This window comes from Sinorhizobium sp. FG01, assembly GCF_002531875.1.
In the GTDB taxonomy this organism is placed as follows: Bacteria; Pseudomonadota; Alphaproteobacteria; order Rhizobiales; family Rhizobiaceae; genus Sinorhizobium; species Sinorhizobium fredii_C.
On sequence record NZ_NWTB01000016.1, the window covers coordinates 76,235 to 100,029 of the forward strand.

The 23,795-nt window shown below is 61.3% G+C and carries 22 protein-coding genes and 1 pseudogene; 8 read left to right on the forward strand and 15 right to left on the reverse strand.

The window, feature by feature from the left end; translation table 11 throughout:
- Positions 1 to 377 precede the first annotated feature (377 nt).
- The 5 genes from CO656_RS23765 to CO656_RS23785 all read left to right on the forward strand — a co-directional run bounded on the left by CO656_RS23765 (position 378) and on the right by CO656_RS23785 (position 5,616).
- On the forward strand, positions 378 to 1,067 hold the full coding sequence (locus tag CO656_RS23765; protein WP_097527347.1) for a hydrolase: 690 nt from the start codon (positions 378 to 380) through the stop codon (positions 1,065 to 1,067).
- 66 nt (positions 1,068 to 1,133) lie between these two features.
- Positions 1,134 to 1,421, forward strand: coding sequence for a XapX domain-containing protein (locus tag CO656_RS23770; protein WP_097527348.1), 288 nt, complete (start codon positions 1,134 to 1,136; stop codon positions 1,419 to 1,421).
- Positions 1,421 to 3,403: an amidohydrolase gene (locus CO656_RS23775; RefSeq protein WP_097527349.1), complete on the forward strand. Its 1,983-nt coding sequence runs from the start codon at positions 1,421 to 1,423 to the stop codon at positions 3,401 to 3,403. Before CO656_RS23770 ends, CO656_RS23775 begins: the two co-directional genes overlap by 1 nt.
- Before the next feature lie 174 nt (positions 3,404 to 3,577).
- Positions 3,578 to 4,021, forward strand: coding sequence for a DoxX family protein (locus CO656_RS23780; protein WP_097527350.1), 444 nt, complete (start codon positions 3,578 to 3,580; stop codon positions 4,019 to 4,021).
- Entirely contained in the window at positions 4,018 to 5,616 is a 1,599-nt protein-coding gene (locus CO656_RS23785; RefSeq protein ID WP_097527351.1) for an MFS transporter, read from the forward strand. The genes CO656_RS23780 and CO656_RS23785 overlap by 4 nt, the downstream gene beginning before the upstream one ends.
- A 69-nt stretch (positions 5,617 to 5,685) precedes the next feature.
- Here CO656_RS23785 and CO656_RS23790 read toward each other — a convergent pair whose 3' ends face one another.
- Positions 5,686 to 5,862, reverse strand: a complete 177-nt coding sequence (locus CO656_RS23790; protein WP_337441764.1) for a Beta-galactosidase C-terminal domain — start codon at positions 5,860 to 5,862, stop codon at positions 5,686 to 5,688.
- Between the two features lie 91 nt (positions 5,863 to 5,953).
- The gene (locus tag CO656_RS23795) at positions 5,954 to 7,081 is read right to left on the reverse strand and encodes a DMT family transporter (protein WP_234819572.1); all 1,128 of its coding nucleotides are present in this window, start codon (positions 7,079 to 7,081) and stop codon (positions 5,954 to 5,956) included.
- Between CO656_RS23795 and CO656_RS23800 the strand changes: the two genes are divergently transcribed.
- On the forward strand, positions 6,965 to 7,528 hold the full coding sequence (locus CO656_RS23800; RefSeq protein ID WP_234819581.1) for a LysR substrate-binding domain-containing protein: 564 nt from the start codon (positions 6,965 to 6,967) through the stop codon (positions 7,526 to 7,528). The genes CO656_RS23795 and CO656_RS23800 overlap by 117 nt on opposite strands.
- A gap of 211 nt (positions 7,529 to 7,739) precedes the next feature.
- Here the strand turns inward: CO656_RS23800 and CO656_RS23805 are convergent, their stop codons facing one another.
- From CO656_RS23805 to CO656_RS23850, 10 genes are all read right to left on the reverse strand, one after another.
- Positions 7,740 to 8,633: an amidohydrolase gene (locus CO656_RS23805; RefSeq protein ID WP_097527353.1), complete on the reverse strand. Its 894-nt coding sequence runs from the start codon at positions 8,631 to 8,633 to the stop codon at positions 7,740 to 7,742.
- A 61-nt stretch (positions 8,634 to 8,694) separates the two neighbouring features.
- The gene (locus tag CO656_RS23810) at positions 8,695 to 9,672 is read right to left on the reverse strand and encodes a substrate-binding domain-containing protein (RefSeq protein ID WP_064253085.1); all 978 of its coding nucleotides are present in this window, start codon (positions 9,670 to 9,672) and stop codon (positions 8,695 to 8,697) included.
- 44 nt (positions 9,673 to 9,716) lie between these two features.
- The gene (locus CO656_RS23815) at positions 9,717 to 10,730 is read right to left on the reverse strand and encodes an ABC transporter permease (RefSeq protein WP_097527354.1); all 1,014 of its coding nucleotides are present in this window, start codon (positions 10,728 to 10,730) and stop codon (positions 9,717 to 9,719) included.
- The gene (locus CO656_RS23820) at positions 10,727 to 12,217 is read right to left on the reverse strand and encodes a sugar ABC transporter ATP-binding protein (protein ID WP_097527355.1); all 1,491 of its coding nucleotides are present in this window, start codon (positions 12,215 to 12,217) and stop codon (positions 10,727 to 10,729) included. Before CO656_RS23820 ends, CO656_RS23815 begins: the two co-directional genes overlap by 4 nt.
- Before the next feature lie 13 nt (positions 12,218 to 12,230).
- Entirely contained in the window at positions 12,231 to 13,490 is a 1,260-nt protein-coding gene (locus CO656_RS23825; RefSeq protein WP_097527356.1) for a TRAP transporter large permease subunit, read from the reverse strand.
- Complete coding sequence (locus CO656_RS23830; protein WP_097527357.1) at positions 13,487 to 14,014, reverse strand: TRAP transporter small permease subunit; 528 nt, start codon at positions 14,012 to 14,014, stop codon at positions 13,487 to 13,489. Before CO656_RS23830 ends, CO656_RS23825 begins: the two co-directional genes overlap by 4 nt.
- Positions 14,015 to 14,041: 27 nt before the next feature.
- Positions 14,042 to 15,046, reverse strand: a complete 1,005-nt coding sequence (locus CO656_RS23835; RefSeq protein WP_097527358.1) for a TRAP transporter substrate-binding protein — start codon at positions 15,044 to 15,046, stop codon at positions 14,042 to 14,044.
- A gap of 61 nt (positions 15,047 to 15,107) precedes the next feature.
- Complete coding sequence (locus CO656_RS23840; protein WP_097527359.1) at positions 15,108 to 16,145, reverse strand: transketolase family protein; 1,038 nt, start codon at positions 16,143 to 16,145, stop codon at positions 15,108 to 15,110.
- Positions 16,142 to 16,981 carry a transketolase gene (locus CO656_RS23845; RefSeq protein ID WP_097527360.1) on the reverse strand — a complete coding sequence of 280 codons (840 nt, stop codon included), beginning with the start codon at positions 16,979 to 16,981 and terminating at the stop codon, positions 16,142 to 16,144. The genes CO656_RS23840 and CO656_RS23845 overlap by 4 nt, the downstream gene beginning before the upstream one ends.
- A gap of 42 nt (positions 16,982 to 17,023) precedes the next feature.
- Entirely contained in the window at positions 17,024 to 17,785 is a 762-nt protein-coding gene (locus CO656_RS23850; RefSeq protein WP_097527361.1) for an SDR family NAD(P)-dependent oxidoreductase, read from the reverse strand.
- A gap of 142 nt (positions 17,786 to 17,927) precedes the next feature.
- Here CO656_RS23850 and CO656_RS23855 point away from each other — a divergent pair, with 142 nt between their 5' ends.
- Both CO656_RS23855 and CO656_RS23860 read left to right on the forward strand, forming a co-directional pair.
- On the forward strand, positions 17,928 to 18,812 hold the full coding sequence (locus CO656_RS23855; RefSeq protein ID WP_097527362.1) for a LysR substrate-binding domain-containing protein: 885 nt from the start codon (positions 17,928 to 17,930) through the stop codon (positions 18,810 to 18,812).
- A 17-nt stretch (positions 18,813 to 18,829) separates the two neighbouring features.
- Positions 18,830 to 19,273 (forward strand): annotated as a pseudogene (locus tag CO656_RS23860) (SDR family NAD(P)-dependent oxidoreductase); the annotation flags it as partial.
- A 331-nt stretch (positions 19,274 to 19,604) separates the two neighbouring features.
- Here CO656_RS23860 and CO656_RS23865 read toward each other — a convergent pair.
- From CO656_RS23865 to CO656_RS23875, 3 genes are read right to left on the reverse strand one after another with little or no spacing between them, the layout of a single operon-like run.
- Positions 19,605 to 20,609 (reverse strand): glycoside hydrolase family 3 N-terminal domain-containing protein, encoded by a 1,005-nt coding sequence (locus CO656_RS23865; protein ID WP_097527363.1) that lies wholly within the window; start codon positions 20,607 to 20,609, stop codon positions 19,605 to 19,607.
- Positions 20,606 to 22,288: a GMC family oxidoreductase N-terminal domain-containing protein gene (locus CO656_RS23870; RefSeq protein WP_234819573.1), complete on the reverse strand. Its 1,683-nt coding sequence runs from the start codon at positions 22,286 to 22,288 to the stop codon at positions 20,606 to 20,608. Before CO656_RS23870 ends, CO656_RS23865 begins: the two co-directional genes overlap by 4 nt.
- Complete coding sequence (locus tag CO656_RS23875) at positions 22,288 to 23,787, reverse strand: GMC family oxidoreductase (RefSeq protein WP_097527364.1); 1,500 nt, start codon at positions 23,785 to 23,787, stop codon at positions 22,288 to 22,290. Before CO656_RS23875 ends, CO656_RS23870 begins: the two co-directional genes overlap by 1 nt.
- Between the last annotated feature and the right edge of the window lie 8 nt (positions 23,788 to 23,795).

A 23,795-nucleotide genomic window follows, 5' to 3' on the forward strand; every position in this document is an offset into this window, starting at 1 on the left:
CGCTCCACGCCGAATAGCGTGAACAGTGACACTGCAAAACTACCTCAGGGCCGCTTGTCCGAATGAAATTTTCTTGAGCAAATTTCGGACCGAATGGTCGCGTAGCGCAGCCTCGTGCGACGTCCGCGGGTCAACCGAACGTCAGAGTAATTATTGCGATAAAGGCAATTCATTCTCAATTAATATTGCAATTTCGCACAAGCCCAAACCACACTACGTTTCCTTTCAGCAGCCGAGGCAACCTGCATGGAAGCATTGGTTTCGACCCACTCAGGGCTTTACGAGCCGTGTTCCAGGACATGGTGTCCGACCAACAGGCCCTGCCCAGTTTATAACCCGCCGCATTCGCGGTCCAAACAACCGAAGAGGAAAATCTCATGTCCAAGCTCGAAGTCCTGACCCCCGCGAACAGCCAGCTCATCTTCATCGACCAGCAGCCGCAGATGGCGTTCGGCGTCCAGTCGATCGACCGCCAGACGCTCAAGAACAACGTCGTCGGTCTGGCGAAGGCCGCCAAGATCTTCAATGTCCCCACCACGATCACCACGGTCGAGACGCAATCCTTCTCGGGCAACACCTTTCCGGAATTGCTTGCCGTCTACCCGGAGAACGATATTCTCGAGCGCACCTCGATGAACTCCTGGGACGACCAGAACGTCCGTGACGCGCTGGCGAAGAACGCCGCCGAGGGCCGTAAGAAGATCGTCGTCTCCGGTCTCTGGACCGAGGTCTGCAACACCACCTTCGCACTCTCGGCCCTGCATGATGTTCCCGATTATGAGATCTACATGGTCGCGGATGCTTCCGGCGGCACGTCCTCCGACGCACACAAATACGCGATGGACCGGATGGTTCAGGCAGGCGTGATCCCGGTCACTTGGCAGCAGGTCCTGCTCGAGTGGCAGCGCGACTGGGCTCGCAAGGAAACCTACAATGCTGTCACCACTCTGGTGAAGGAGCATTCCGGCGCATACGGCATGGGCATCGACTACGCCTACACTATGGTTCACGGCGCAGAGGAACGCGTCAAGCACGGCAAGCGCATCGGCCCGAACCCCGCCAAGTAACGGCCTGATCAGGCCGCTCCGATAACCCCGTCGGAGCGGCCTTTCTCTAAGCGTGGAGGACATCCCGTGAAAATCTATCTTCTTTCTCTCGGTGCAGGTCTGCTTGTGGGCATCGTCTACAGCCTCCTGAACGTGCGCTCGCCGGCTCCGCCTGTCATCGCCTTGGTCGGTCTGCTCGGCATTCTCGTCGGCGAACAGATCATCCCTTTCGCAAAGACCTTGTGGAGCAGGGAGCCGGCGGCCGTTTCATGGCTTCATCAGGTCAAGCCGCACATGTTCGGCCACCTGCCGAAGGGCGGCGATCGGATCGACCTCGCCCATCAGGCGGAGGCGACAGCGGAGGAGCGGAGCTGATGACGACTCGTCGATCCTTTCTTGGGGGCGCGTCGAGCCTGGCGTTCTCGAACCTCTTCTCCCCGGCGAAAGCCGCCGATCCCAACCAGACCGGAGTAGACACCATGCATCCCGACCTGATCCTCCACAACGGCCGCGTGACGACCCTCGACCGGACCAACCCGAACGCCACGGCGATCGCCATCAAGGATGGCCTGTTTCTCGAAGTCGGATCCGACAGCGAGATTATGGCGCTGGCTGGTGCCAACACGAAGATTGTCGACCTCAGGGGCAAGCGCGTCCTGCCGGGTCTGATCGACAACCACACCCACGTCGTTCGCGGTGGCCTGAACTACAACATGGAGCTGCGCTGGGACGGCGTTCGGTCGCTCGCCGATGCGATGGACATGCTGAAGCGCCAGGTGGCGATCACGCCCGCGCCGCAATGGGTGCGCGTCGTCGGCGGCTTCACCGAGCACCAGTTCGCCGAGAAGCGCCTCCCGACTATCGAGGAGATCAATGCGATCGCGCCCGACACGCCCGTGTTCCTTCTGCACCTCTATGATCGTGCGCTGCTCAACGGTGCCGCTCTCCGCGCAGTCGGCTACACCCGGGATACGCCGAACCCGCCCGGCGGCGAAATCACGCGCGATGCCAACGGCAACCCGACTGGCATGCTGCTCGCTAAGCCGAATGCGGGCATTCTGTACTCGACGCTCGCCAAGGGGCCGAAGCTTCCTCTGGACTACCAGGTCAACTCGACCCGTCACTTCATGCGCGAACTGAACCGCCTCGGCGTGACAGGCGTGATCGATGCGGGCGGGGGCTTCCAGAACTATCCGGACGACTACGAGGTCATCCAGAAGCTCTCCGATGAGAACCAGATGACGGTGCGTCTGGCCTACAACCTCTTCACCCAGAAGCCCAAGGAAGAGAAACAGGACTTCCTGAACTGGACGCAGTCGGTCAAATACAAGCAGGGCAACGACTACTTCCGTCACAACGGTGCCGGCGAGATGCTGGTCTTCTCGGCTGCCGACTTCGAGGACTTCCGCCAGCCCCGTCCGGAAATGGCTCCGGAAATGGAAGGCGAACTGGAAGAGGTCGTCCGGGTTCTGGTCGAGAACCGCTGGCCCTGGCGTCTCCACGCCACCTATGACGAGACCATCTCCCGCGCCCTCGATGTGTTCGAGAAGGTCAACAAGGACATTCCGCTCGAAGGACTGAACTGGTTCTTTGACCATGCCGAAACCATCTCGGATCGCTCGATCGACCGCATCGCCGCACTCGGTGGCGGCATCGCCACGCAGCACCGCATGGCCTATCAGGGCGAATACTTCGTCGAGCGTTACGGCCATGGAGTGGCGGAAGCCACTCCGCCGATCAAGCGCATGCTCGACAAGGGCGTAAATGTCTCCGCAGGTACGGATGCGACGCGCGTTGCTTCCTACAATCCGTGGGTCTCGCTCTCCTGGATGGTGACCGGCAAGACAGTCGGCGGAATGCAGATCTACCCGCGTGCAAACTGCCTCGATCGCGAGACGGCGCTGCGCATGTGGACCGAAAAGGTCACATGGTTCTCGAACGAAGAGGGCAAGAAGGGCCGTATCGAGAAGGGCCAGTTCGCGGACCTCGTGGTTCCCAACAAGGACTTCTTCTCCTGCGCAGAGGATGAGATCTCCTTCCTCGTGTCGGAACTGACCATGGTCGGTGGCAAGATCGTCTACGGCGCGGGCGACTTCAAGACGCTCGACGAGAACGACATCCCGCCTGCGATGCCCGACTGGTCTCCTGTCCGCAAGTTCGGCGGTTATGCGGCCTGGGGTGAACCGGAAGGCGCAGGCGCTCGCTCCTTGCGCCGCACGGCGATCTCCACATGCGGATGCGCCAGCGATTGCGGCGTGCACGGCCATGACCATGCCGGGGCTTGGACATCCAAACTTCCGATCGCCGACCTCAAGGGATTCTTCGGCGCACTCGGCTGCTCCTGCTGGGCGGTCTAAACTCAGCTTTGCGCTGGGGCGGCCACGCCGCCGCCCGAGCGACCGTCCCGATAATTTCAGAAACCGCAATTAAATCGAAACGACTGCTGCAATTGTTGGCAAGACGGTAACCCGCCAATATCGCTCCATCAAACGCAGCCGCTCAATCAGATCGGCAAACATGCAGGAGCAGATATGACCCACCAATCCCATTTGTCGAATCCGGTCCGGAGCAGTCTTGCACGCATCGTCGCTTCTCCGGTCACGCGAACCGTGTCGCTCCTTGCGCTCTGCACCGCCTACATCCAGGGCCCGCTTACCAAGATCTTCGATTTCAACGGCGCACTGGCCGAAATGGACCACTTCGATCTCCACCCAGCCGCCTTCTTCGCGGTCGCCGTCATCGTGTTCGAGCTGACGGCTTCTGCCATGGTGGTCTCGGGCTTCTTCCGTTGGGCTGGAGCATTGGCCCTCGCGGCCTTCACGCTCATGGCAACGTTCATCGCCCTCCGTTTCTGGGAGATGGCTCCCGGCATGGACCGCATGATGGCGACCAACGCCTTCTTTGAACATGTTGGCCTCGCTGGCGCATTCCTCTTGGTCGCCGCATCCGATCTCGCCAAGGGAGCAGGCAAATGAGCGCTACAAAATCATCCGGCGGAACCTTCGCGCCACTCGCACAGCCTGTGTTTGCGGTTCTCTGGATCGCCACCGTCCTTGGCAATACCGGAAGCTTCATGCGCGACGTCGCAAGCTCCTGGCTGATGACGGATCTTTCGGCATCGCCGGCTGCGGTCGCCATGGTCCAGGCGGCCGGAACCCTGCCGATCTTCCTGCTTGCAATTCCTGCGGGTGTTCTCACCGACATCCTCGATCGCCGCAGGTTCCTGATCGCCGTCCAGCTCCTGCTGGCATCCGTCAGCATCTCGCTTATGGTCCTGTCCCAGACGGGCATGCTGTCGGTCAGCGCGCTGATCGGTCTGACCTTCCTGGGCGGCATTGGCGCTGCTCTGATGGGGCCGACATGGCAGGCCATTGTTCCCGAACTGGTCAAACGCGAGGACGTGAAGAGCGCGGTAGCCCTGAACTCGCTCGGCATCAACATCGCTCGCTCCATCGGGCCTGCTGCGGGCGGCCTGCTTCTCGCAGCCCTTGGAGCCGGGATCACCTATGGCGCGGACGTTGCCAGCTACATCGTGGTGATCGCAGCTCTCGTCTGGTGGCCGCGGGCTAAGAACGCAAACGACGCGCTCCAGGAGAACTTCTTCGGTGCGTTTCGGGCCGGACTTCGCTACACCCGCTCAAGCACGCCACTGCACGTCGTCCTCCTGCGCGCCGCGATCTTCTTCGCCTTCGCCAGCGCCGTCTGGGCGCTCCTCCCGCTCGTTGCCCGGCAACTGCTTGGAGGCGATGCCAGCTTCTACGGTATTCTCCTTGGTGCGGTCGGAGCTGGTGCGATCGGTGGAGCCTTGGTCATGCCGAAGGTGCGCGAACGCCTGAGTTCTGACGGCCTGCTTCTCGGCGCTGCGCTGATCACTGCAGCCGTCATGGGAGTCCTTGCTCTCGCTCCACCGAAGTGGGTCGCCATTATCGTCCTCCTCTTCCTCGGTGGTGCATGGATCACCGCTCTGACAACGCTCAATGGCACGGCGCAGTCTGTCCTGCCCAACTGGGTGCGCGGTCGTGGTCTTGCTGTGTACCTGACCGTGTTCAACGGTGCGATGACTGCTGGAAGCCTGGGGTGGGGCGCGGTCGGCGAGGCTGTCGGCATCCAGTCCACCTTGATCATCGGAGCCATCGGCCTGCTCATCGCCGGGTTCATCATGCACCGCGTGAAGCTTCCAGCCGGCGATGCCGACATGGTGCCGTCGAACCACTGGCCCGAGCCTCTTGTCGCCGAACCCGTCGCCCATGATCGTGGCCCGGTTCTGATCCTGATCGAGTACAAGGTCGAGAAGCAGCATCGGAGCGCATTCCTACATGCCATCGATCACCTTTCCAAGGAACGTCGCCGCGATGGTGCCTACGGATGGGGTGTCACCGAGGATTCGGCCGACCCTCAGAAGATCGTCGAATGGTTCATGGTGGAATCCTGGGCCGAGCATCTTCGCCAGCACAAAAGGGTGTCCAACGCCGACGCCGACCTACAGGGGAAGGTTCTCGCCTACCATGTTGGCCCAGGCAAGCCCGTCGTCCGTCACTTCCTAACGATCAACCAACCGGGGGCCGCGTAGCGGGGTAGCGAAGGGTGGCGGCTGCGGCCGCCGCTGCCAAGTGATCTTGAAATTCTGGCGTGACGATCCTCATCTGAGGCGAATGACAGTACAGCCATATGGCTGAAGCCTCAGCGCTTCGTTCACCGGATCGCCGGACAAAAGTTCGATCCCGGCAGGCAGGGACGTGACCTCCACCGGCTCCGCATCGCAATTCAGCAGGAAGAGCAGCTTTCTGTTTTCCGCCTCCCTCAGGACCACCTCCACCGCAGGCGGCAAGTCCGGTACCAGAGGCTGCTAGGCTTTCGCGACGGCTGGTGATGTGAGGCCGCTCGACCTCGAGGAGGCGCCTCATGCGCTACAGCTTCCTCGGGGGCTGGCCGCTGTTGGCCACCGCCAACGCCAGACCGCCCAAGATCAGGACCACGCCCGCCGCGAACATCAGGCCGAGCCGATCGCCGAACAGAAACGACGCAGCGGCAATCCCGAAGACCGGCTGAAGATACTGGACGCTCGCCGCGACCCGGGCCGGAACAGCCCGCAAAAAATACAACCACAACAGCAGGCCCGCGACCGTCACCATGACACCGAGATACACTGTCGCCCATAGCGCTTGCATCGTGATCTGCATGGGTTCGTGCGTCATCTCCCAACCGGCCAGAGGCAGGATCGCGACCAGGCCGGCCACAGCGTTCCATGCCGCCACGGGCAAGGTGCCGTACTTCTCGGTGAGTTCGGCGCTCCAGATGTAGTAGAAGGCGATGGCAACCGCCGAGACGAGCATCCAAGCCACGCCAGCGACCGTGGTCCTGGACAGGTCGTCAACTTCCGATCCGCTTCCCACCGCCACCAGGGCAATGCCGCCGAAGGCTGCGAGCAATCCAATCCACTGCCGACCCGCCACGGGTTGCTTGAGACGCAGCGCCGCGAAGATCACGATAATGATCGGAATTGTCGCGGACATGATCGTTCCGACCGACGCGGATGTGCCTTGTACACCGAACGACTGGGCGACATTGCCCAGCGTAATGCCCATCACGCCGAGCGCTATGATGCTGGGGACAGCTTGCCACGGCACACGAAGCCGACCTGCCGCCAAGACCAGAAACAATGGGACCGCCACGAGGAAACGCATGGCGGTGAGCGTCAAAGGCGGGATCGATTCAAGGCCCCGCTTCGTGATCGGAATTGAAAGGCCCCACATGATTGCGAGCAACAGCATTGCGCCGGCATCTCGTTCTTCAGTGCCGTCACCCGTCTGCTCTCCGAACTCGCACGCGAGGCGGAAAACGTTCGCCGCAAGAACGACACCACGCGCCTCGTCGTCAGCTCGGGCGTTTCCTTCGCAAGCAAATGGCTGACACCGCGACTGCACAGGTTGATGGCTCGGTATCCGGATTTCGACGTCCATCTCGAAGTGACCGACGCTTCGATCGATATCGCGGCAGGTCACGTCGATGTGGCCCTGCGTTATGGGGCCGGCCAATATCCCTTCGCGACCGCCGAGCGCATCATGAACGAGACAGTGTCCCCGGTCTGTGCGCCGGACTATCTCGACCGCATCGGTGGGCTTCGATCTCCCAGCGAGCTTGCCAAATGCCAGCTCATCCACGAGATCGGCATGACCACGACATGGGAAAGGTGGTTCGCGATGATGGACTTGCCATATCCAAGGACCCACGGATACAGTCACGGCAGCATGTCCATCGAGGCGGCGATCCGGGGTGAAGGCGTGGCCCTGGGGCGGAGCGTTCTGGTCGCAGAAGACCTTGTGGCAGGCCGCCTTGTGTCGATATTCCCGCAAGCCATGCTGGAGGTCGAATGGGGATACGATCTTGTTTACCAGATAGGCGATCAAGATCACCCGAAGGTTCGCGCATTCAGGCATTGGATTGCCAACGAAGTACGGGAATTCATGGCCGCAAATTTCTAAAAGTGCATGTTGAGTATGACTGCTGTTCCGACTGAGACGTAATCTGAAACGGAACGATCGACCCGAAGCAGACACCTGCGGTGAAGGCGATGATCGTCTCAATTTTGGAGTCATTGCAGACCTTCGCCGACGGGTGCAGCTTGCGCAGCAGTGCCTCGCTTCAGACCGCCCCGATCCCTGGCCCTGGCAGCGCTGGGTCTTTGCGTCAGAATCAAAGACGGTAGAACCGCACCGCATTATCGTGGAAGAGACCGGCGCGTTCATCGCCTGAGTAGCCTTTCGTGATGTCCTTGAAGGCGTTGAAGATTGCATCGTAGCTGGAAAACAGCTTGTCCACCGGGAAGTTGGAAGCAAACATGCAGCGTTCCAACCCAAAGGCGGCGATCGCTTCCTCGACGTAGGGCCGGATCGATGCCGTCGTCCAGGTCCAGTCACCCATGCCAAGGCCGGAAATCTTGCAGGCGACGTTCGGCGCCTGCGACAGCAACCGCATTCCCTTACACCAACCTTCGAAATGATCGGGTCCGTCGACCTGCATGCCGGTGTGGTTGAGAATGATCTGAACGTCCGGAAAATCGCGCGCGAGGTCAAGGAACTCCTCCATCTGCCAGTAGTAGAGCTGGAGATCGAAGCTCAGTCTGCGTTTGGCCATTTCACGAAATCCCCGCCGCCATTCGGGTGTCCTGCTTACCCCCGCCTGGGTTAGGTAGGTCTTGGCCGGGTCCTTGTGGAAGTTCATGGATTGGCGGATGCCGCGGAAGTTCGCATATTGCATGTGCTCGTCGAGAAGTTCGCCCACATCCGGCTTCCGCAAGTCAGCGTAACCGACGATCCCATGCGGAAATCCATGCTTGTCCGCCACGCCTTGCAGCCAACGCGTCTCGCCGGCCGGATCCTTCGGATCATAACCGACGTCGAGGTGAACCGCCTTGACGAGGTTCTGGTTCTTCGCGTCGGCAAGGAAATCACCGATAAGGTAGGTCTTGTTGATGACGGTATAGTCGCCGAAAGCCGACGGCTTCACGCCGTCGGAGAGCCAAGGATAGTAGTTGTGGTCCAAGTCCCAGAGATGGAAATGGGGGTCGACGATAGGAAGGTCATCCATGTTTGACGTTTCCGATTGGGAGGCAGGGGGTGCCCGGACAAGTCCCGACACCCTATCGATATCAGTTGCTGGGCGGGAAGACGCGAGCGACGACAGCCTTGGCTTCGGGCGAGTCTACCTTGTCGGCGGTGACGAGCGGCATGACCAAGGCCAGGTCTTTCGTAACAGGCGCATCGGTGAGTGCATTGAACACCTGTTGCGTTCCATCGAGCCCCTGTCCGACTGCCTCCTGGAAGAAGATGCCCTGGATGGCGTTCGCCTTCAGGAGACCGATGGTGGTCGGGCTGCCGTCTGCAACGGCAATGCCCACCTTGCCGGTGAGGCCACGCGTCTCGAGTATCTTGGCCGCGCCCGTTCCGGCTTCGTCATACATGCCGTAGATTGCCTTGATGTCGGGATGCGCCGTCAACATGTCGTTCGCCTGCGTGACGGCCTCGTTAACCGTCAGACCGCGGGTTTCGAGCATCTGCGCCAACTCGCATCCGTCGGTCGCGAATGCTTCCTTGGCACCCTTGAGGTACTTTTGGGCGTTTTCCCGATCCTGCGGCAGCGACAACATGCCAACCTTGCTTCCGCCGCGATCCTTGGCGAGCTTGCAGACAAAACTGCCTTGAGCCTTTCCGGTCTCGTAGTTGTTCGCGGTAACCGACGACGTATAGTCCGTCTGTCCGGGCTGGGGGCCAATGCCGGCGAAAGCGATCGGAATGTTCTGTGACTTCAGGTAGGCAAGCAGTGGCGGCGTGCTGGTGGAACTCACCGGACCGATCACGATCGCATCCACGCCCTTCGTTACCGCCGTCCTGGCGTTGTCCATCTGCTTGGCGGGCGAGTTTTCGGACGTGTATTCGACATAGTCCATGCCGAGTTCCTCGGCCTTTTTCTTTACCCCGTAGCCAACCCATTGCCAGTAAGAAATGTCGAGCGAGGGCGCGAGGTAGGCGACCGTCTTTTTCTCCTCCGCCTGTACGCCTGTAAGGCCAACTCCTGCTCCCACAATGGCAGCAGTCAAGATAAGCGCTGTCGTAAGTTTGTTCTTCATGCTTTTCTCCTCCAAAAGAACCGGCGCGGACGCCGATGTCACTCTCAGCCGGCCCCGCGCCGGGATTTGCTGAAGCGGTCGATCACGACCGCGATCAGGATTGCGAGACCCGTCACCGAGCCTTGCCAGAAACTGTTGATGCCGATCAGGTTGACGCCGTTCTGAATGACAGTGATCATCAGAGCGCCGAGCACGGCTCCCACTGCGGTCCCCGTGCCACCGAGGAGGCTCGCGCCGCCGATCACCACCGCTGCGATGGCTTGCAACATGAGGCTCGAGCCGGCGGTGGATTCGGCATTCAAAATATAGGAGATCGTCAGCAGGCCGGAGAAAGACGCCAGAAGCGACGAGGCCACATAGGCGAAGAACTTGGTGCGCTTGACTGGAATTCCGAGCAGATAGGCTGCCGCGGCGCTGCTGCCTGCGGCGTAGAACCACCGGCCGGCCACCATCTTCTTCAGGAAGATTTCGATCGCTATCAGAAGGACCAGGCAGAACAGAATGTAGTTAGGCAGGCCTGGAATGAGGCTGCCACTGTTCAAGAGCCAGAAATCCGGATCTGGGATCGGCATAGAGCGACCATTGGTCACGATAAAGGCAAGGGAGCCGGCAACCGCGAATGTGATCAGCGTCACCACAAAGGGCGCGAGCCCTACGATCGTCACTAGAAAGCCGTTGATGGAGCCGAACACAAGGCCCACGCCCAAGCCGAACATGCTTGCCGCGACGCCGCCATAGCCGTACGCCATGGCCTGCGCAGTTACCATGCCGGTCAGCGAAAAGACTGAGCCAACGGACAGATCGATGCCCCCAGTGATGACGACGAGAAGCACGCCGAGTGACATGATGATCAGCGGCGCTCCAGCTTGGGTAACGTTGGCGAAGTTGCCCCAGCTCAGCGCCTGCGGCACCTGCGAGCCTACGGCAAGCGCTAGAAGCGCGATTGCAACGGCGATTGCAACTTCGGTGCGATACGTCCCGATGATGCTCTCACGGTGCCTGATTGCGGAAGGCGTCTGACCAGCCGCTTGCGTGCCTTGTGTGGTCGTATGTGTCATGCCGCCAATCCCGTCAGTTCAGCGAGCCTGTCCTCGCTTAAATCGCCATGCTCTATCAGGCCGGAACAACGTCCCTCGGTATCGAAGGCGATGACCCTGTCGCATACCTCCAGAAGCTCAACATTCTCCGTGGACCACCAGACGATGATCGTGCCGGTCGACGCCATTTGCCGGATGAGTTGATAGATTTCTTTTTTTGTCCCGATGTCGACGCCGCGTGTTGGCTCCTCGAGAACGAGGAGATGCGAGGGAACGCCCAGCCAGCGCGCCACGAGGAGCTTCTGCTGCGTCCCGCCGCTGAGCGTGTTCGGCAGGTCCCAGATCGAATCGGCTTTAACCTTCAGTGCCTGCAACAGATCCAGACATTCGATCCGCTCGCTGGCGCCCGCGAACAGGCTGCCGCGAACGACGCGCCGAGACGCCAGCACATTGTCGAGAATGGGCAGGCTGTGAAGTATGCCCTTCTGCGACCTGTCGCCGGTGACGAATCCGGCCCCGAGCCTGGCCGCCTCCCGCGGCGAAGAAAACCGGGTCGGCCATTTGGCACGAGAGACGGTCCAGCGCTTCGACCGGGCAGCGCCCACGAGAGCATCGATCAGCGCTTGTGGTCCGACGGGAGCACCGGCAATCCCCACTATGGTGCCCGGCGCGAATTCCAGCTCGTTCCCGTCTTCCCATACCGTCAGGCCTTCGCCGCTGACCCTCGCTCGTGCGAGGGGCGCGTGCTCGGCGGAATGGAAAGCGGCGAGCTGACCCATCTTCTCGACAATCGCCGCGTCGCTGAGACTTGCCGTCGGCACCCGGTCCACGACCGTACGACCGTCGCGGATGATGGTGCAGACATCTGCAATCTCTCTGATCTCCCTCATTCGGTGCGACACGAAGACGACCGAGAGCCCCGCATTGCGGGTGAGCCGCCTCAGGACCGAGAACAGGCGCTCCGTTTCGGCGGCGGTCAGGTTTGCCGTGGGTTCATCAAGCAGAAGCAAATCGGCGCCTGAAGAAAGTGCGCGGGCGATCTCAACCATTTGGCCTTCGTGGAGGCTGAGGTCGCCAACAAGCCGATGAACGGAGGCCGACGCGAAATCGCGGTCGATCATGGACAGCGCCTCGTGGGCGTGCCGCAGCGCGCCCTTGCGGCTGAACGGTGCAAAACCCTTTCGAAAATGCGGCAGGGCGATGTTTTCGGCGACCGTCAGATGCGGCAACAGCGCCAGCTCCTGATGAACGACCGCCACCTTTCGCCGCCCCTCCGCTTCGGTGCGAGCGGCACCGGCAGGATCCCGAAAGATGATTTCGCCCTCACCTTTGGAGGCCGAACCCGTGATGACGCGGATCAAAGTGGATTTGCCCGCGCCGTTTCCTCCGAGGAGCGCGTGGACTTCGCCGCGAGCAACCGAGAAATCGACACCCTTGAGCACGGAAGTAGCGCCGTAGGACTTGGTCAGCCCTTTGACCGATAGGACGAATTGTTGTGCGTTCGACATCACGCTTCTCCCCTCAATAGATCGTCAGGCCGGGAATGAAGCTGACGGCGAGCAGAAGAAGCATCGCCATGCCGAAAAACGGCCACAGCTCCCGTGTCGTCGCACCAAGCGGTGTCTTTGCGATCGAGGAAGAGATGAATAGAGTCGTCCCGATGGGCGGCGTGTAGAGGCCGATCCCCAGGTTGATAACCATCATCAGGCCGAGTTGCACACGGTCGAGGCCAATCGCGTCCGCCAGAGGCACGAAGATCGGGCCGAGCAGGAGGATTGCCGGTGGCATGTCGAGCGGCATGCCGACGATCAGCATCAGGATGTTCATCAGCAGGATGATGAGGATGGGGCTCGAGATGTTGTCCGCCACCCATGCCGCCATCTGTTGCGGCGCCTGGTCGAAGGTGAGGACCCAGCCGACAGCAGCGCTTCCCATGATGACGAGCATGACCACGCCGGTCGCAACGCCCGCCTCGACCACATTCTCGCAGAACCGCGTCCAGGTCAGGTCGCGGTAAAACAGCAGGCTCAGCAAAAGGGAGTACACGACCGACAGCACGGCCACCTCGGTCGGGGTCGCGAAACCGAAGCGCAGGAACAGAACGATCAGGATGGGCAGCAGAATTGCAGGAAAGCTCTTGAGCGCGAGCATCGCCAGCTCGCTTTTCTTCACCTTCACGGCTTGCGTGCTGTAGCCACGCCGAATCGACACCAACCAGCAGACGAAGACGAAGCTCGCTGCCATAAAGAGTCCTGGAACAATACCCGCCAGGAACAGGTTGCCGACGCTGACACCGCTGATGAGCGAATAGAGGATCATCGGGATCGACGGCGGGATCAGCACGTCAATGACTGCCGAGGTCGCATTGTTCGCGGCGCAGAGCGCCGGCGGATAACCCTGCCTCTTCTGCCACGGAATGAGCACCGATCCTAGCGCACTGGCATTCGCAACAGCCGAGCCCGATACGCCGCCAAAGACGACCGAGGAGACGACCGTCGTCGACAACGGGCCTCCGCGCCAGCGCTGCATCGCCTTCGACGCAAGCGCCAGGAGCTGCCGGCCGAGTTCACCGCCAAGCATCAGCGTCCCAGCCAGCATGAAAAACGGCAGCGCCAGCATGGGAAAGGACTGGGTCTGGTCGTAAACCTGCTGTGCAACCACGGAAAGCGGCACGTAGCCATTGAAAAGCACACCGACGCCCGCCGCAATAATGAGCGCGTAGCCCACCGGCACGGCCAGCACCATGAGAATGCAGAACGAGATGATCATTATCAGCGTCATAGCGGCATCTCCTCTGCCCCGACCTTGGTCCGCTGTTCCCAGCCGAAACGAAGCACCCTCACCGCGACGGAGACCGTGACGATAGCGACGAGGAAGGCGCCGACAGCCAGCGAGTAGTATCCGACGCTGTTTGGCAGTTGCAGCACGGGACTGTGTTCCACGCCCGCGATCTCCGCGACGACCATTGCCTGATAGCTGAGCACCAGGAAGGCTGAGGCGCTGGCCGCGCTAGCGAGCACGAAGGCGGCAATACGAAGCCGCTGTCCCAGCTTGTCGTAGAGCCATTCGACGGCCATGTGTCCGCCGACGTGTGCGGCCAGCACGATCCCTGCCAGAATGAACCAGGGGAAGATCAGCATCGGTAGCTCCTGCGCGAAGGAGAAGCCGCCGCTCAGGGTATAGCGGGCGATCACATTGCCCGTGGTGACGAGGGTGAGCGCGATCCCGCTCGCTATCACGACGAAGCGGGCGAGCCGCACGATGACCTTCTCGACGACGTCGACGAGCTGCAACAGCATAAGCATGGCGAGGCTCCGGCTTGGCGAGGACGGTTACGCCCTCGCCTCCGCTTCGATCTGGCTGACGAAATCGCCGAACGGCTTCTTCTTCCAGATTTCGGCAACGGGAGCCGTCGCCTTCACGAACGCCTCGCGATCGACCTCGGCGACTTCAATATTTGCGTTGCTCTTGAAGGCGGCCAGGACCTCCGAAGCCTTCTCGGCGGAGAGTTTTCGCTGCAGGTCGCCGGCCTCCTTGGCTGCCACCCTCACCGGTTCGAGGTCACCTCCAAGCCGCGCCTCGGCGATCTTCGACATCAGAAACGGTGTCGACTCCCACTTGTGCGCGGTCAGGCTGATGTAGCGGTTGACCTCGTAGAGCTTCGAACTCTCGATGTTGGCGAGTGGATTCTCCTGTCCGTCGACGACGCCCTGCTGCAGGGCGATGTAGAGCTCTCCAAAGGCGATCTGCTCGGTGGTCGCGCCGAGCGACTCAAAAATGTCGATGGTCATCGGATCCGCCGGCGTGCGTATCTTCATGCCGGAAACATCGGCGGGCGCGACGACCTTTCGCTTCGAATTGGTGAGGTGGCGGATGCCGTTGTCCCACCAGTCGAGCGGAACGACGCCGACCGCCTCGAAACGCTTGTTGAGCTCCTGTCCGACGGCCCCGTTGAGAAGCTTCATCGCCTTCTCGGTGCTCGCGAACAGGAAAGGCAAGCCGAGGGCCGCCAGCTCCGGCACCAGAGCCGAGGTGGCGCCCTGGCTGTTTGCCGTGAAGTCCAATGCCCCGGTGCGCAGGCTCGTCAACATGGCCGCGTCGCTGCCGAGCGTCTCGGCTCCCGCGACATTGATCTTCACGCGTCCCGACGTCTTCTCGGCCACCAGCTCTGCAAACTTGGCGGCGGCGACGGTCCGTGGATTTCCCGGCGCGGCGCCGTGACCGAGCGTCAACGTCGTTTCGGCCCTGGCGGGTCGGATGGTGCTGACGAGCGCGGGCGCGGCAAGCGCTGCCGCGACCGATGCGAGAAACGTACGTCTATGAAGTTGCAAGCTCATTGTCTCCTCCTCAAGTGCTTACATTTTGAAGGCGATCCAGCTCCTCCAAGCCGGATCTCCACTATTCGTCGAGCCAACCTTTGATCGCTGACACCACCTTGCCCGTGGAGAACCCGTACTGATCGTGCAGCGTCGGCAGGGCACCCGCCTCCAGGAACTGATCCGGTAGTGCGATTTGGCGGAAGGCTGGGGGGCGGACGTCCGAGCGCATGAGCGTAGCGGCCACGGCCTCGCCAAGCCCGCCGATCACGGTGTGGTTCTCGGCAACGACGACGAGGCGCCCACCTCTTCGGCACTCCGCAAGGATCGTCGCCTCGTCGAGCGGTTTGATGGTGGGAACGTGCAGCACGGCCGCATCCACACCGCCCTTCTGGAGTTCCTTGGCGGCTTCAAGCGCCCGCATCGTCATGAGGCCGGACGAAATGATCAGCGTATCCTGTCCGTCCCGGATCAGTTTCGCCTTCCCGAGTTCGAACTCGTAGCCGTACTCGTCGAGCACGAGCGGTACGTTGCCGCGCAGCAGCCGCATGTAGACCGGGCCCTTGTGGGCGGCGATCGCCGGCACCGCCTGCTCGATTTCGTGCGCATCGCAAGGATCGATGATCGTCAGGTTCGGCATGCCGCGGAACATCGCTAAGTCCTCGGTTGCCTGATGGCTCGGCCCGTAGCCGGTCGTGAGGCCGGGAAGCGCGCAGACGATCTTTACGTCCAGCATCTCCTCGGCGATCGCGAGGCAGATGAAGTCGTAGGCGCGACGGGAGGCAAAGACCGCATAGGTGGTGACCCACGGCTGGAAACCTTCCCTCGCCATGCCGGCAGCCGCCATCATCAGAAGCTGCTCGGCCATCCCCATCTGGTAGAATCGGTCCGGGTGGGCGGCGCGGAAGATATGCAGATCGGTGTATTTCGCCAGATCGGCGGAAAGGCCGACAATACGAGGGTCCCTGTCTGCTATCGCTGCCAGCGTGTGCCCGAAAGGTGCCGGCTTCGTCGGCTGGTCCGGCCCGGCAATGGACGCGATCATCGCTGAAGTCGTAAGCCGCGGTCTGTCGCCGTTGTTCAGCAAGTGCTCCGGCCGAATGTATTTGGAACGCCTCATGCCACGGCTCCTGCGTCGATGATCTTCAGGGCTTCGGCCCATTCATGCGGCTCGACCCGCAGGAAGTGGTTGCGCTCGCGCGCCTCCAGGAATGGCACGCCCTTCGCCATTTTCGTGTCGCAGATGATCATGCGCGGCTGTGCGCCGTCGTGGTGGCGGGCAGCATCGAACGCCTTGACCAGTGCGTCGATTTCGTTTCCGTCGACGCGCTGCACGAACCAACCGAAGGCCTCGAACTTCGGTACGAGCGGTTCGAAGTTCATCACCCCGAGAGAAGGCCCGTCGGCTTGCATCTGGTTGACATCGACGATGCCGATCAGGTTGTCGAGCTTGTAGGAGCCGGCCGACATCGCCGCTTCCCAGGTGGAGCCCTCGTCCAGTTCGCCGTCCGAGAAGAGATTGTAGACAAACGATTTTGAGCCCTTGCGCTTCAACGCCAGGGACATGCCGACAGCAATGCCAAGTCCGTGGCCGAGCGACCCGCCGGTGATCTCCATGCCCGGCGTATAGGTAGCCATGCCGGACATCGGCAGCCGGCTGTCGTCCATGCCGTAGGTCCCGAGCTCATCTTCGGGAATGATCTTCGCCTCGATCAAGGCGGCATAGAGCGCGATCGCGTAGTGGCCGATCGAAAGCAGAAACCGGTCGCGGCCTTCCCACTCCGGATCTTCCGGGCGATAGCTGGTGGCGTGGAAGTAGGACACGGCGAGTACATCGGCGACACCAAGCGCCTGCGCGATATAGCCCTGGCCTTGGACCTCTCCCATCCGGAGCGCGTTGCGGCGGATGCGCCTTGCGCGCTCGCTCAAGCTCACATTATGACCAATCTCGGCCATTCCTACCTTCCTTCCGATTTATGATGGAGGCCTTGTCGGAGCTCAGTGGATCAGCATTCCGCCGTTGACGTCGATCACGGCGCCGGTGACATAGGCCGACAGGTCGGAGGCGAGAAACAGATAGATGCTGGCGACGTCGCGTGCCTCGCCGAGCCTGTTCAACGGGATGCCCCTGATGATGTCGGAACGCATCTCCTCGGACAGCTTGCCGCCGGTGATATCAGTCTGGATGAGGCCGGGGGTTACAGAATTGACGCGAATGCCTGCCGGGCCGAATTCGCGCGCCATCGCCTTCGCGAGACCAAGAACGCCGGCCTTGGCCGCCGAATAGTGCGGACCGCCGAAAATGCCGCCTCCACGCTGGGCAGAGACCGACGACATGCAGGCAATTGATCCGCCGCCATTGTCGCGCATGTTCGGGATAAAGGACTGGCTGAGGTTCAATACGCCGGTCATGTTGACCGCAACGATGCGCTGCCAATCCTCTTCGGAAATCTCGAGCGTCTTCACGGGCTGCGTGACACCGGCGTTGTTGATGAGCACGTCGATGGCGCCGAACGCCTCGATTGCCGCCTCCGCCGCATCCTTGCACGACGCCCGATCGGTGACGTCGCAGCCGAGACCAATGTGACTGCCGCGCTCAACCGGTGCCAGGGTCGACGCCGCTTCGCTCGCGGCCTCGGCATCGATGTCCAGGATGGCGACTCTGGCACCATTCTCCGCAAAAAGCTCGGCCGTGGCGCGACCGATACCGCGCTTGCTTGCCGCTCCCGAAATGACCGCGGTCTTTCCTCGCAGTAGCATACAGGTCTCCTCCTCCCGAAGCCTCTGGTCCTCTTCGTCCGCGTGGCGGTCCGCCGCTTCGATGGGGAGAGAATTGAATGAACGAGCGGTCTGCTGCAAACGCCAAGTTTACATCGGTAGATGACTCTGCTTCACTAATCCGATGCTGAACATGATTTCGCTTTCCGCCATGCGCATCTTCGAATCGGCCGCCCGCCTCGGCTCCTTTCGAGCGGCAGCCGAGGAGCTCAGGCTTTCGCCGAGCGCGATCAGTCATGCGATAGTGCGACTTGAGCGTGACCTCGGCGCCAGTCTTTTCGAGCGGACAACGCGCAATGTCGAGCTGACGCTGGCAGGCCAGACGCTGCTCACCCATGCTTCCAATGCCTTTGAGGAGCTGCGCCATGGTGTTGAACTTATTTCATCCAAAAAGGCGCAGTTGCTGCGCGTCCATTGCGCGCCGAGTTTCGCCGCTCAAGTTCTGTCACCGCGCCTGCCGCTATTCCTGAAAGAGAACCCCGGCATCGAAGTGAGGTTCGCCGCCAGCACGAACTATGCCCGCTTCGTAGACGATCTTTTCGATGCGGATATCGTCTATGGCGAGCCTCTGGATCGCGAGGACCTCATCGTTATTTCCCTCGGAGAGGAGATCGTCGCTCCCCTCTGTTCGCCGGAGATGGCCAAGGAACTCAAATCGCCCCGTGACCTCGTACGACAGCCACTCATACGCAGCGATCTGAAGCGCATCCAATGGATCGACTGGTTCGAGGCGAACAACCTCGGGCCACCTCCTGCTCCAACGATGAGCTTCGACAGGAGCTTCCTTGCGGTAGACGCCGCCGCTAACGGGTTGGGTGTCGCACTTGAATCGGACGTGCTGGCGCGGCGCGAATTGGACAACGGAAAACTGGTGCGGCCCTTCGCAGGCAGGTGTCGCGACACGCGCTACATCGGGCACTACCTGGCTTATCCGAAATCTGGCAGCCAACGGCGCTTGGCGAGGATTTTCGCCGACTGGCTCACGAGAATAATGCAATCTGGCGATTGATTGCGCACTATGATGTCAAAGCCCATGGTGTCTTGGTGGGACTCGTTAAGCTCGATGTGAGCAGCGCAGCGGATGCGGAAGCCGCCGCACAGGCGACGCTCGAGCGGTTCGGACGGATTGACGTGCTGGTCAACAACGCGGCGAGCTTCTACGCCGGGTATTTCGAGGAGCTGTCTCCCGAACAGATGGAGCTGCAGCTCAGTACCAGCCTTGGTGGTCCCATAAACGTGACCCGCGCCTTTCTTCCGGCCATGCGAAAGCTGCGCTCGGGCAAGGTCATTTCCATCTCTTCATCAGCCGGATTGATGGGTTCCGAGTTCAACTCGGCCTACTCGGCGTCAAAGTTCGGCCTCGATGGCTGGATGGAAGCGCTACAGGCCGAAGTCGATCCATTCGGCATCCAGACAATGATCGTCAATCCTGGTTTTTTCCGCACGGAACTGCTCACTGAAGCATCCACCAATTATCGTGAGCGGCTCGACAACTATCTCCTGTCCCGTCTGATCGCAGAGGGATTGGTTGGCATGGGCTTAATGCGGACTCCTCGCTGAGTGGCCAGTGCAACGCTTGCGGAACCCAATCACCACGACCCTGGACAGCTCGTTGGCAATGTTCCGTGTGCTCGCTTTGGACGGCTAACATAGCCGCACAGGCAGCTTGCGGCAGTTGGCGATCCGCTCTACCGCAGGCGCGTTGACTGCAATCGACTGCGTGTCGACCCACGAATGTTCTCGAGGGCTTTTTGCTACGCACCCGCCGGAGAAGCCCGGCGAGCAATCCGGTACCGTTCGTTCAACGTCCAGCGGCGATTTCCCTCACGCGGCGCGCCGCGTCCGCCAACCGCTCGGCAGAAAGACGCCCAGCCCGCACTGCGTCTGCGATGCCGTCGGACAAGGCGTGGATGTGTGGCCCTCCTCCGACGAGCAGGAGGTCGACCCCTGCATTGAGGGAGGCGATCGCGGTGTCCAGAAGCGATGCGCCACGCATCGTGGCAGGAGCGTCAAGATCGTCGCTGACGACGAGGCCCTTGAAGCCGAAGTGCCCGCGCAACAGGGCGATCACGGCCGCTGACGTGCTGGCAGCATTTTGTGCGTCGAGCGCGGCGACGGGCGCGGGGCCTGTCATCACCGCTTTCGTCCCAGCCTCGATCGCAGCCCTGAACGGCAGGGCACTTGCGAGAATACGGTCGAGTGTCGTTCCTAGCGAAACATCGACCAGCGCGGGGTCAGCTTCGAGATCGTTGAAGCCCGGAAAGTGCTTCGTCACTGCAATGATCCCCGCCTTCTGGACGCCCTTGACGTACGCCGCGGCAAGCCTCGCGACGGTTTGCGCATCCCTGCCCATCGTCCGGTTGTGCAGCCATGGATTTCGGCCGTCGACGACGTCTGCGATCGGCGCCAGGAACATCGTGACGCCGAGCTCGCAAGCGGCTGCCGCGACTTGTTGGCAACGTTCGGCGAGCACGTTCTCAGACAACGCGCCCGCGTCTTGCAAGGCGGGGAGCGCACAGACAAGCCCTTCCAGCCTCTGGATGCCGCCCAACTCTTGGTCGACGGCGACTATGAGCTCGGGACATCCAGCCCGGAGCCTGTCGACAGCGGTTCGAAAGATATCCGGGGTCTCCGTGGCGAGTCTTTCTTTTGACATCTCTCGAGCCACGTACTCGGCCCGAGTTTCCCCGATCAGAATGGAACGGCCGCCCTTTTCCAGAAACGGTTCCATGACGTCCGCAAAATCCAGATTATCGAACGCCGGCAGGAGTATTGCCCTGGCGTCCTGATCGAGTGTGAGGGTCATAAGCCGTGATCCTTTTGATGTCTCTGCGCGGTTTCTAAGCGCAGGAAATCGGCCGCACGCTCGCCGATCATGATGCAGACGGCGTTGGGGTTGCCCGAGATCAGCGTTGGCATGACCGAGGCATCAGCGACCCGCAGTCCGTCGATCCCTCTCACTCGAAGCTGAGAATCGACCACCGCCATCTCGTCCTGGCCCATGCGGCATGTCCCAGAAGGGTGCAAGGCGGCGTGGGCGTCCTTGAGACAAAAAGCTCTGATGTGCTCGCGCGACTTGAGAGACGGCGACGGCGTGTGCCGGGCGGCGACGTATCGCGCGATTGCCGGCTGCGCCATGATGTCGAGCGCGGTCATTGTTCCGTCGGTGATGGCGTCGAGATCGTACGGGTCCGAGAAGTAGCGCGGCGCTACGCGCGGATTTGCCGTCGGGTCAGCGCTAGCGAGCGTCACCTCACCTCTGGAGCGGGGTCTGATCTGCCCCAGATTGACCGTGCATCCGTTACCGCCCGGCACTGCATCGACCCCCTCCTCGATGCCCGCGCCAACGACCATGAAGTATTGGATATCAGGGGTCATCTCTGCCTTGTCGCCCCACCAGAATGCGCCGCCTTCAATCAGGTTCGATGACGCGGGTCCGCCACGGAAGAGGGCGTAGTTCAGACCCGCCGCCGCCTTCCAGAGAGGCTTTTTATACTTGTCATAGCTGTGAGGTCCGTTGAGCTGGTAGACCAACGAGATTTCGATGTGATCCTGCAGGTTCTGGCCCACGCCGGGCAGGTCCGCCTGGAGGTCTATGCCCTGGCGTCTGATCTGGTCTTCGGGACCGATCCCGGACAGCATCAGGAGCTTGGGCGTGCCAATCGCCCCGGCGGAGAGGACGACTTCCTGCTCGGCCCTATAGACCAGGGTGCGTTTGCCCCTCACGCATTCGACACCGACTGCGCGTCCCTTCTCAACTATCACGCGCGTAGCCGTAGTCCCAGTCTCGATACGCAGGTTGCTCCGTTTGCGGGCCGGGTTGAGATAGGCAACCGCGGCAGAGCTGCGGCGCCCGTTGCGGGACGTTATCTGATACAGGCCGCAACCGGCCGGATTTCCTGAATTGAAGTCGGGGTTGTAAGGAAGCCCCGCCTGCTGGCAGGCCTGCAACCAGGCGCGGGTCAGGGGATGAATATAGTCGATATCCGAAACTCCGAGGGGCCCCCCGACGCCATGGACTCCGTTGCAAAAGCGATTGTTGTCCTCGGCGCGCATGAAGAACGGCAGGACATCGGCATAGCCCCAGCCTTCAGCACCCAGGTTGACCCACTGCTCATAATCGGACGGCACGCCACGAATGTAGATCATCGCGTTGACGGAGCTGCCGCCGCCAAGCACCCTCGCCTGTACCATGGTCGGCTTTTCATCACGTGCCTGATCGGCCATCGGTTCCCAGTGAATGCGCTTCAACAAGTCACCCTGCGCCGTTTTGTAGTAGGCGCCGGGAATGTGAATGTAGGGATTGTGGTCGCGCGGCCCCTCCTCGATGAGCAATACGCTAACAGCGGGGTCCTCCGAGAGACGCGAGGCCACGACACAGCCGGTCGAGCCTCCGCCCACGACGATGTAATCGTACGTGTTGACCTCGTCCGGCTGCCGCGAGCGAAGTCCGAAAACCGCCGACCCAATGTCCCAGCGTGCCATCAACGCCCCCTTGAGATCGAATTGCCTGCCTTGATAGCGAGCGCAGCGACCGTCAGTGCCGGATTGACGGCAGCCGAAGTAGGTAAGACCGACGCGTCGGTGACGTACAGATTCTCCACGTCGTGGCTGCGGCAATCGAGATCGACAACCGACGCTTGCGGGTCAGTTCCCATTTGGGCGGTACCGCATTGGTGAGAGGTCGTCTTCCGTCCGAACGTGCGCGTCAGGACTATCGGAAAGCCTGCCCTACGCATGACGTCGCGGGTTCTTTTGATCAGCGCTTCGTGGGCACGCATATTTGAGCGCACCCAATGCATTACGACCCTGCCGTCCTTCACCATTACTCGGCTGTCTGGATTGGGAAGGTCCTCGCTTGTGAGAAACCAACCATAGGCATAACGCGCCATGAGCCTTGACATCCAGGCCGGCACCGACGGCGTTTGCGCCTTGAGGATATTGCCGGTGATATGGCCCAGCAGTTGAACATTGCCCAGCGGGAAGCCCGTATCGGGGTCCTTGTTGTAGAAATCGTTGAAGGCCAACGTCTTCTGATAGACGGCGGTGTTGGGTGATCTTGGATCGATCGCCAGCATCGCAGTCGTGTTGTGATTCATGAAGTTGCGGCCAAGTTGGTCGGAGCTATTGCCGAGGCCTCGGGGATGCGTGCTATTGCCAGATCTCAGCAGTAGGGCGGCCGACTGAACCGCACCGGCAGCCACTGCAAAAATTTCGGCGCCGATCCGCTGCTCCACACCATCCTTGATATAAACGGCGGCCGTCACTTTCGTGCCGAGCGGATCAGTTTCCAGCCGCACCACATTTGCGCCCGTAATGACGCTCACGTTCGGGTGCGCCAGTGCACTGGCAAGCGGACCGACTTCCGCGTCGATCTTACCGCGTCCGGTATTCGGGAACGCATCCCACCCTGTCTTCCCGCGTCGAAGCCACTCCTCGATATCGATCGCCAGCGGCAGGCTTGCCGGGTGGACGCCGGCCCTGCGCAACCTTGCCCGCACCGCGGCAATGGCCGGTTCGTCGGGAACAGCCGGGAAGCGATACGGATGCGATCGCGGCGGCTCCGTCGGATCCTCGCCGGCCGCACCACGGACGCCATAGATTTCCTCTGCCCGCTGATACCAGGGCTCCATATCGGCATAGCCTAATGGCCAGCCAGGCGAGCGGCCTTCCATATGCGGACGGGGCTCGAAGTCCTCGGCCCGGTAACGGTACATCACCGCCCCGAAGAACTTGGAATTGCCACCGACATAGTAGTAGTTGCCCGGCAGGAACGACTCGCCATCGGTACCCACCCATTCTTCGGTCGACCGGTAGAAGCCCTTCTGGAAAATGGCCACGTCATCCCGAGCCTCGGGGGTGTCCTTCAGGTACTCCCCGCGTTCGAGAATGACGATGCGCTTTCCCGAGCCCGCAAGACTATAGGCGAGAGAGCTGCCGCCGATCCCCGACCCGATTATTACAATGTCCGCTGTCTGGTCCATTAAACATC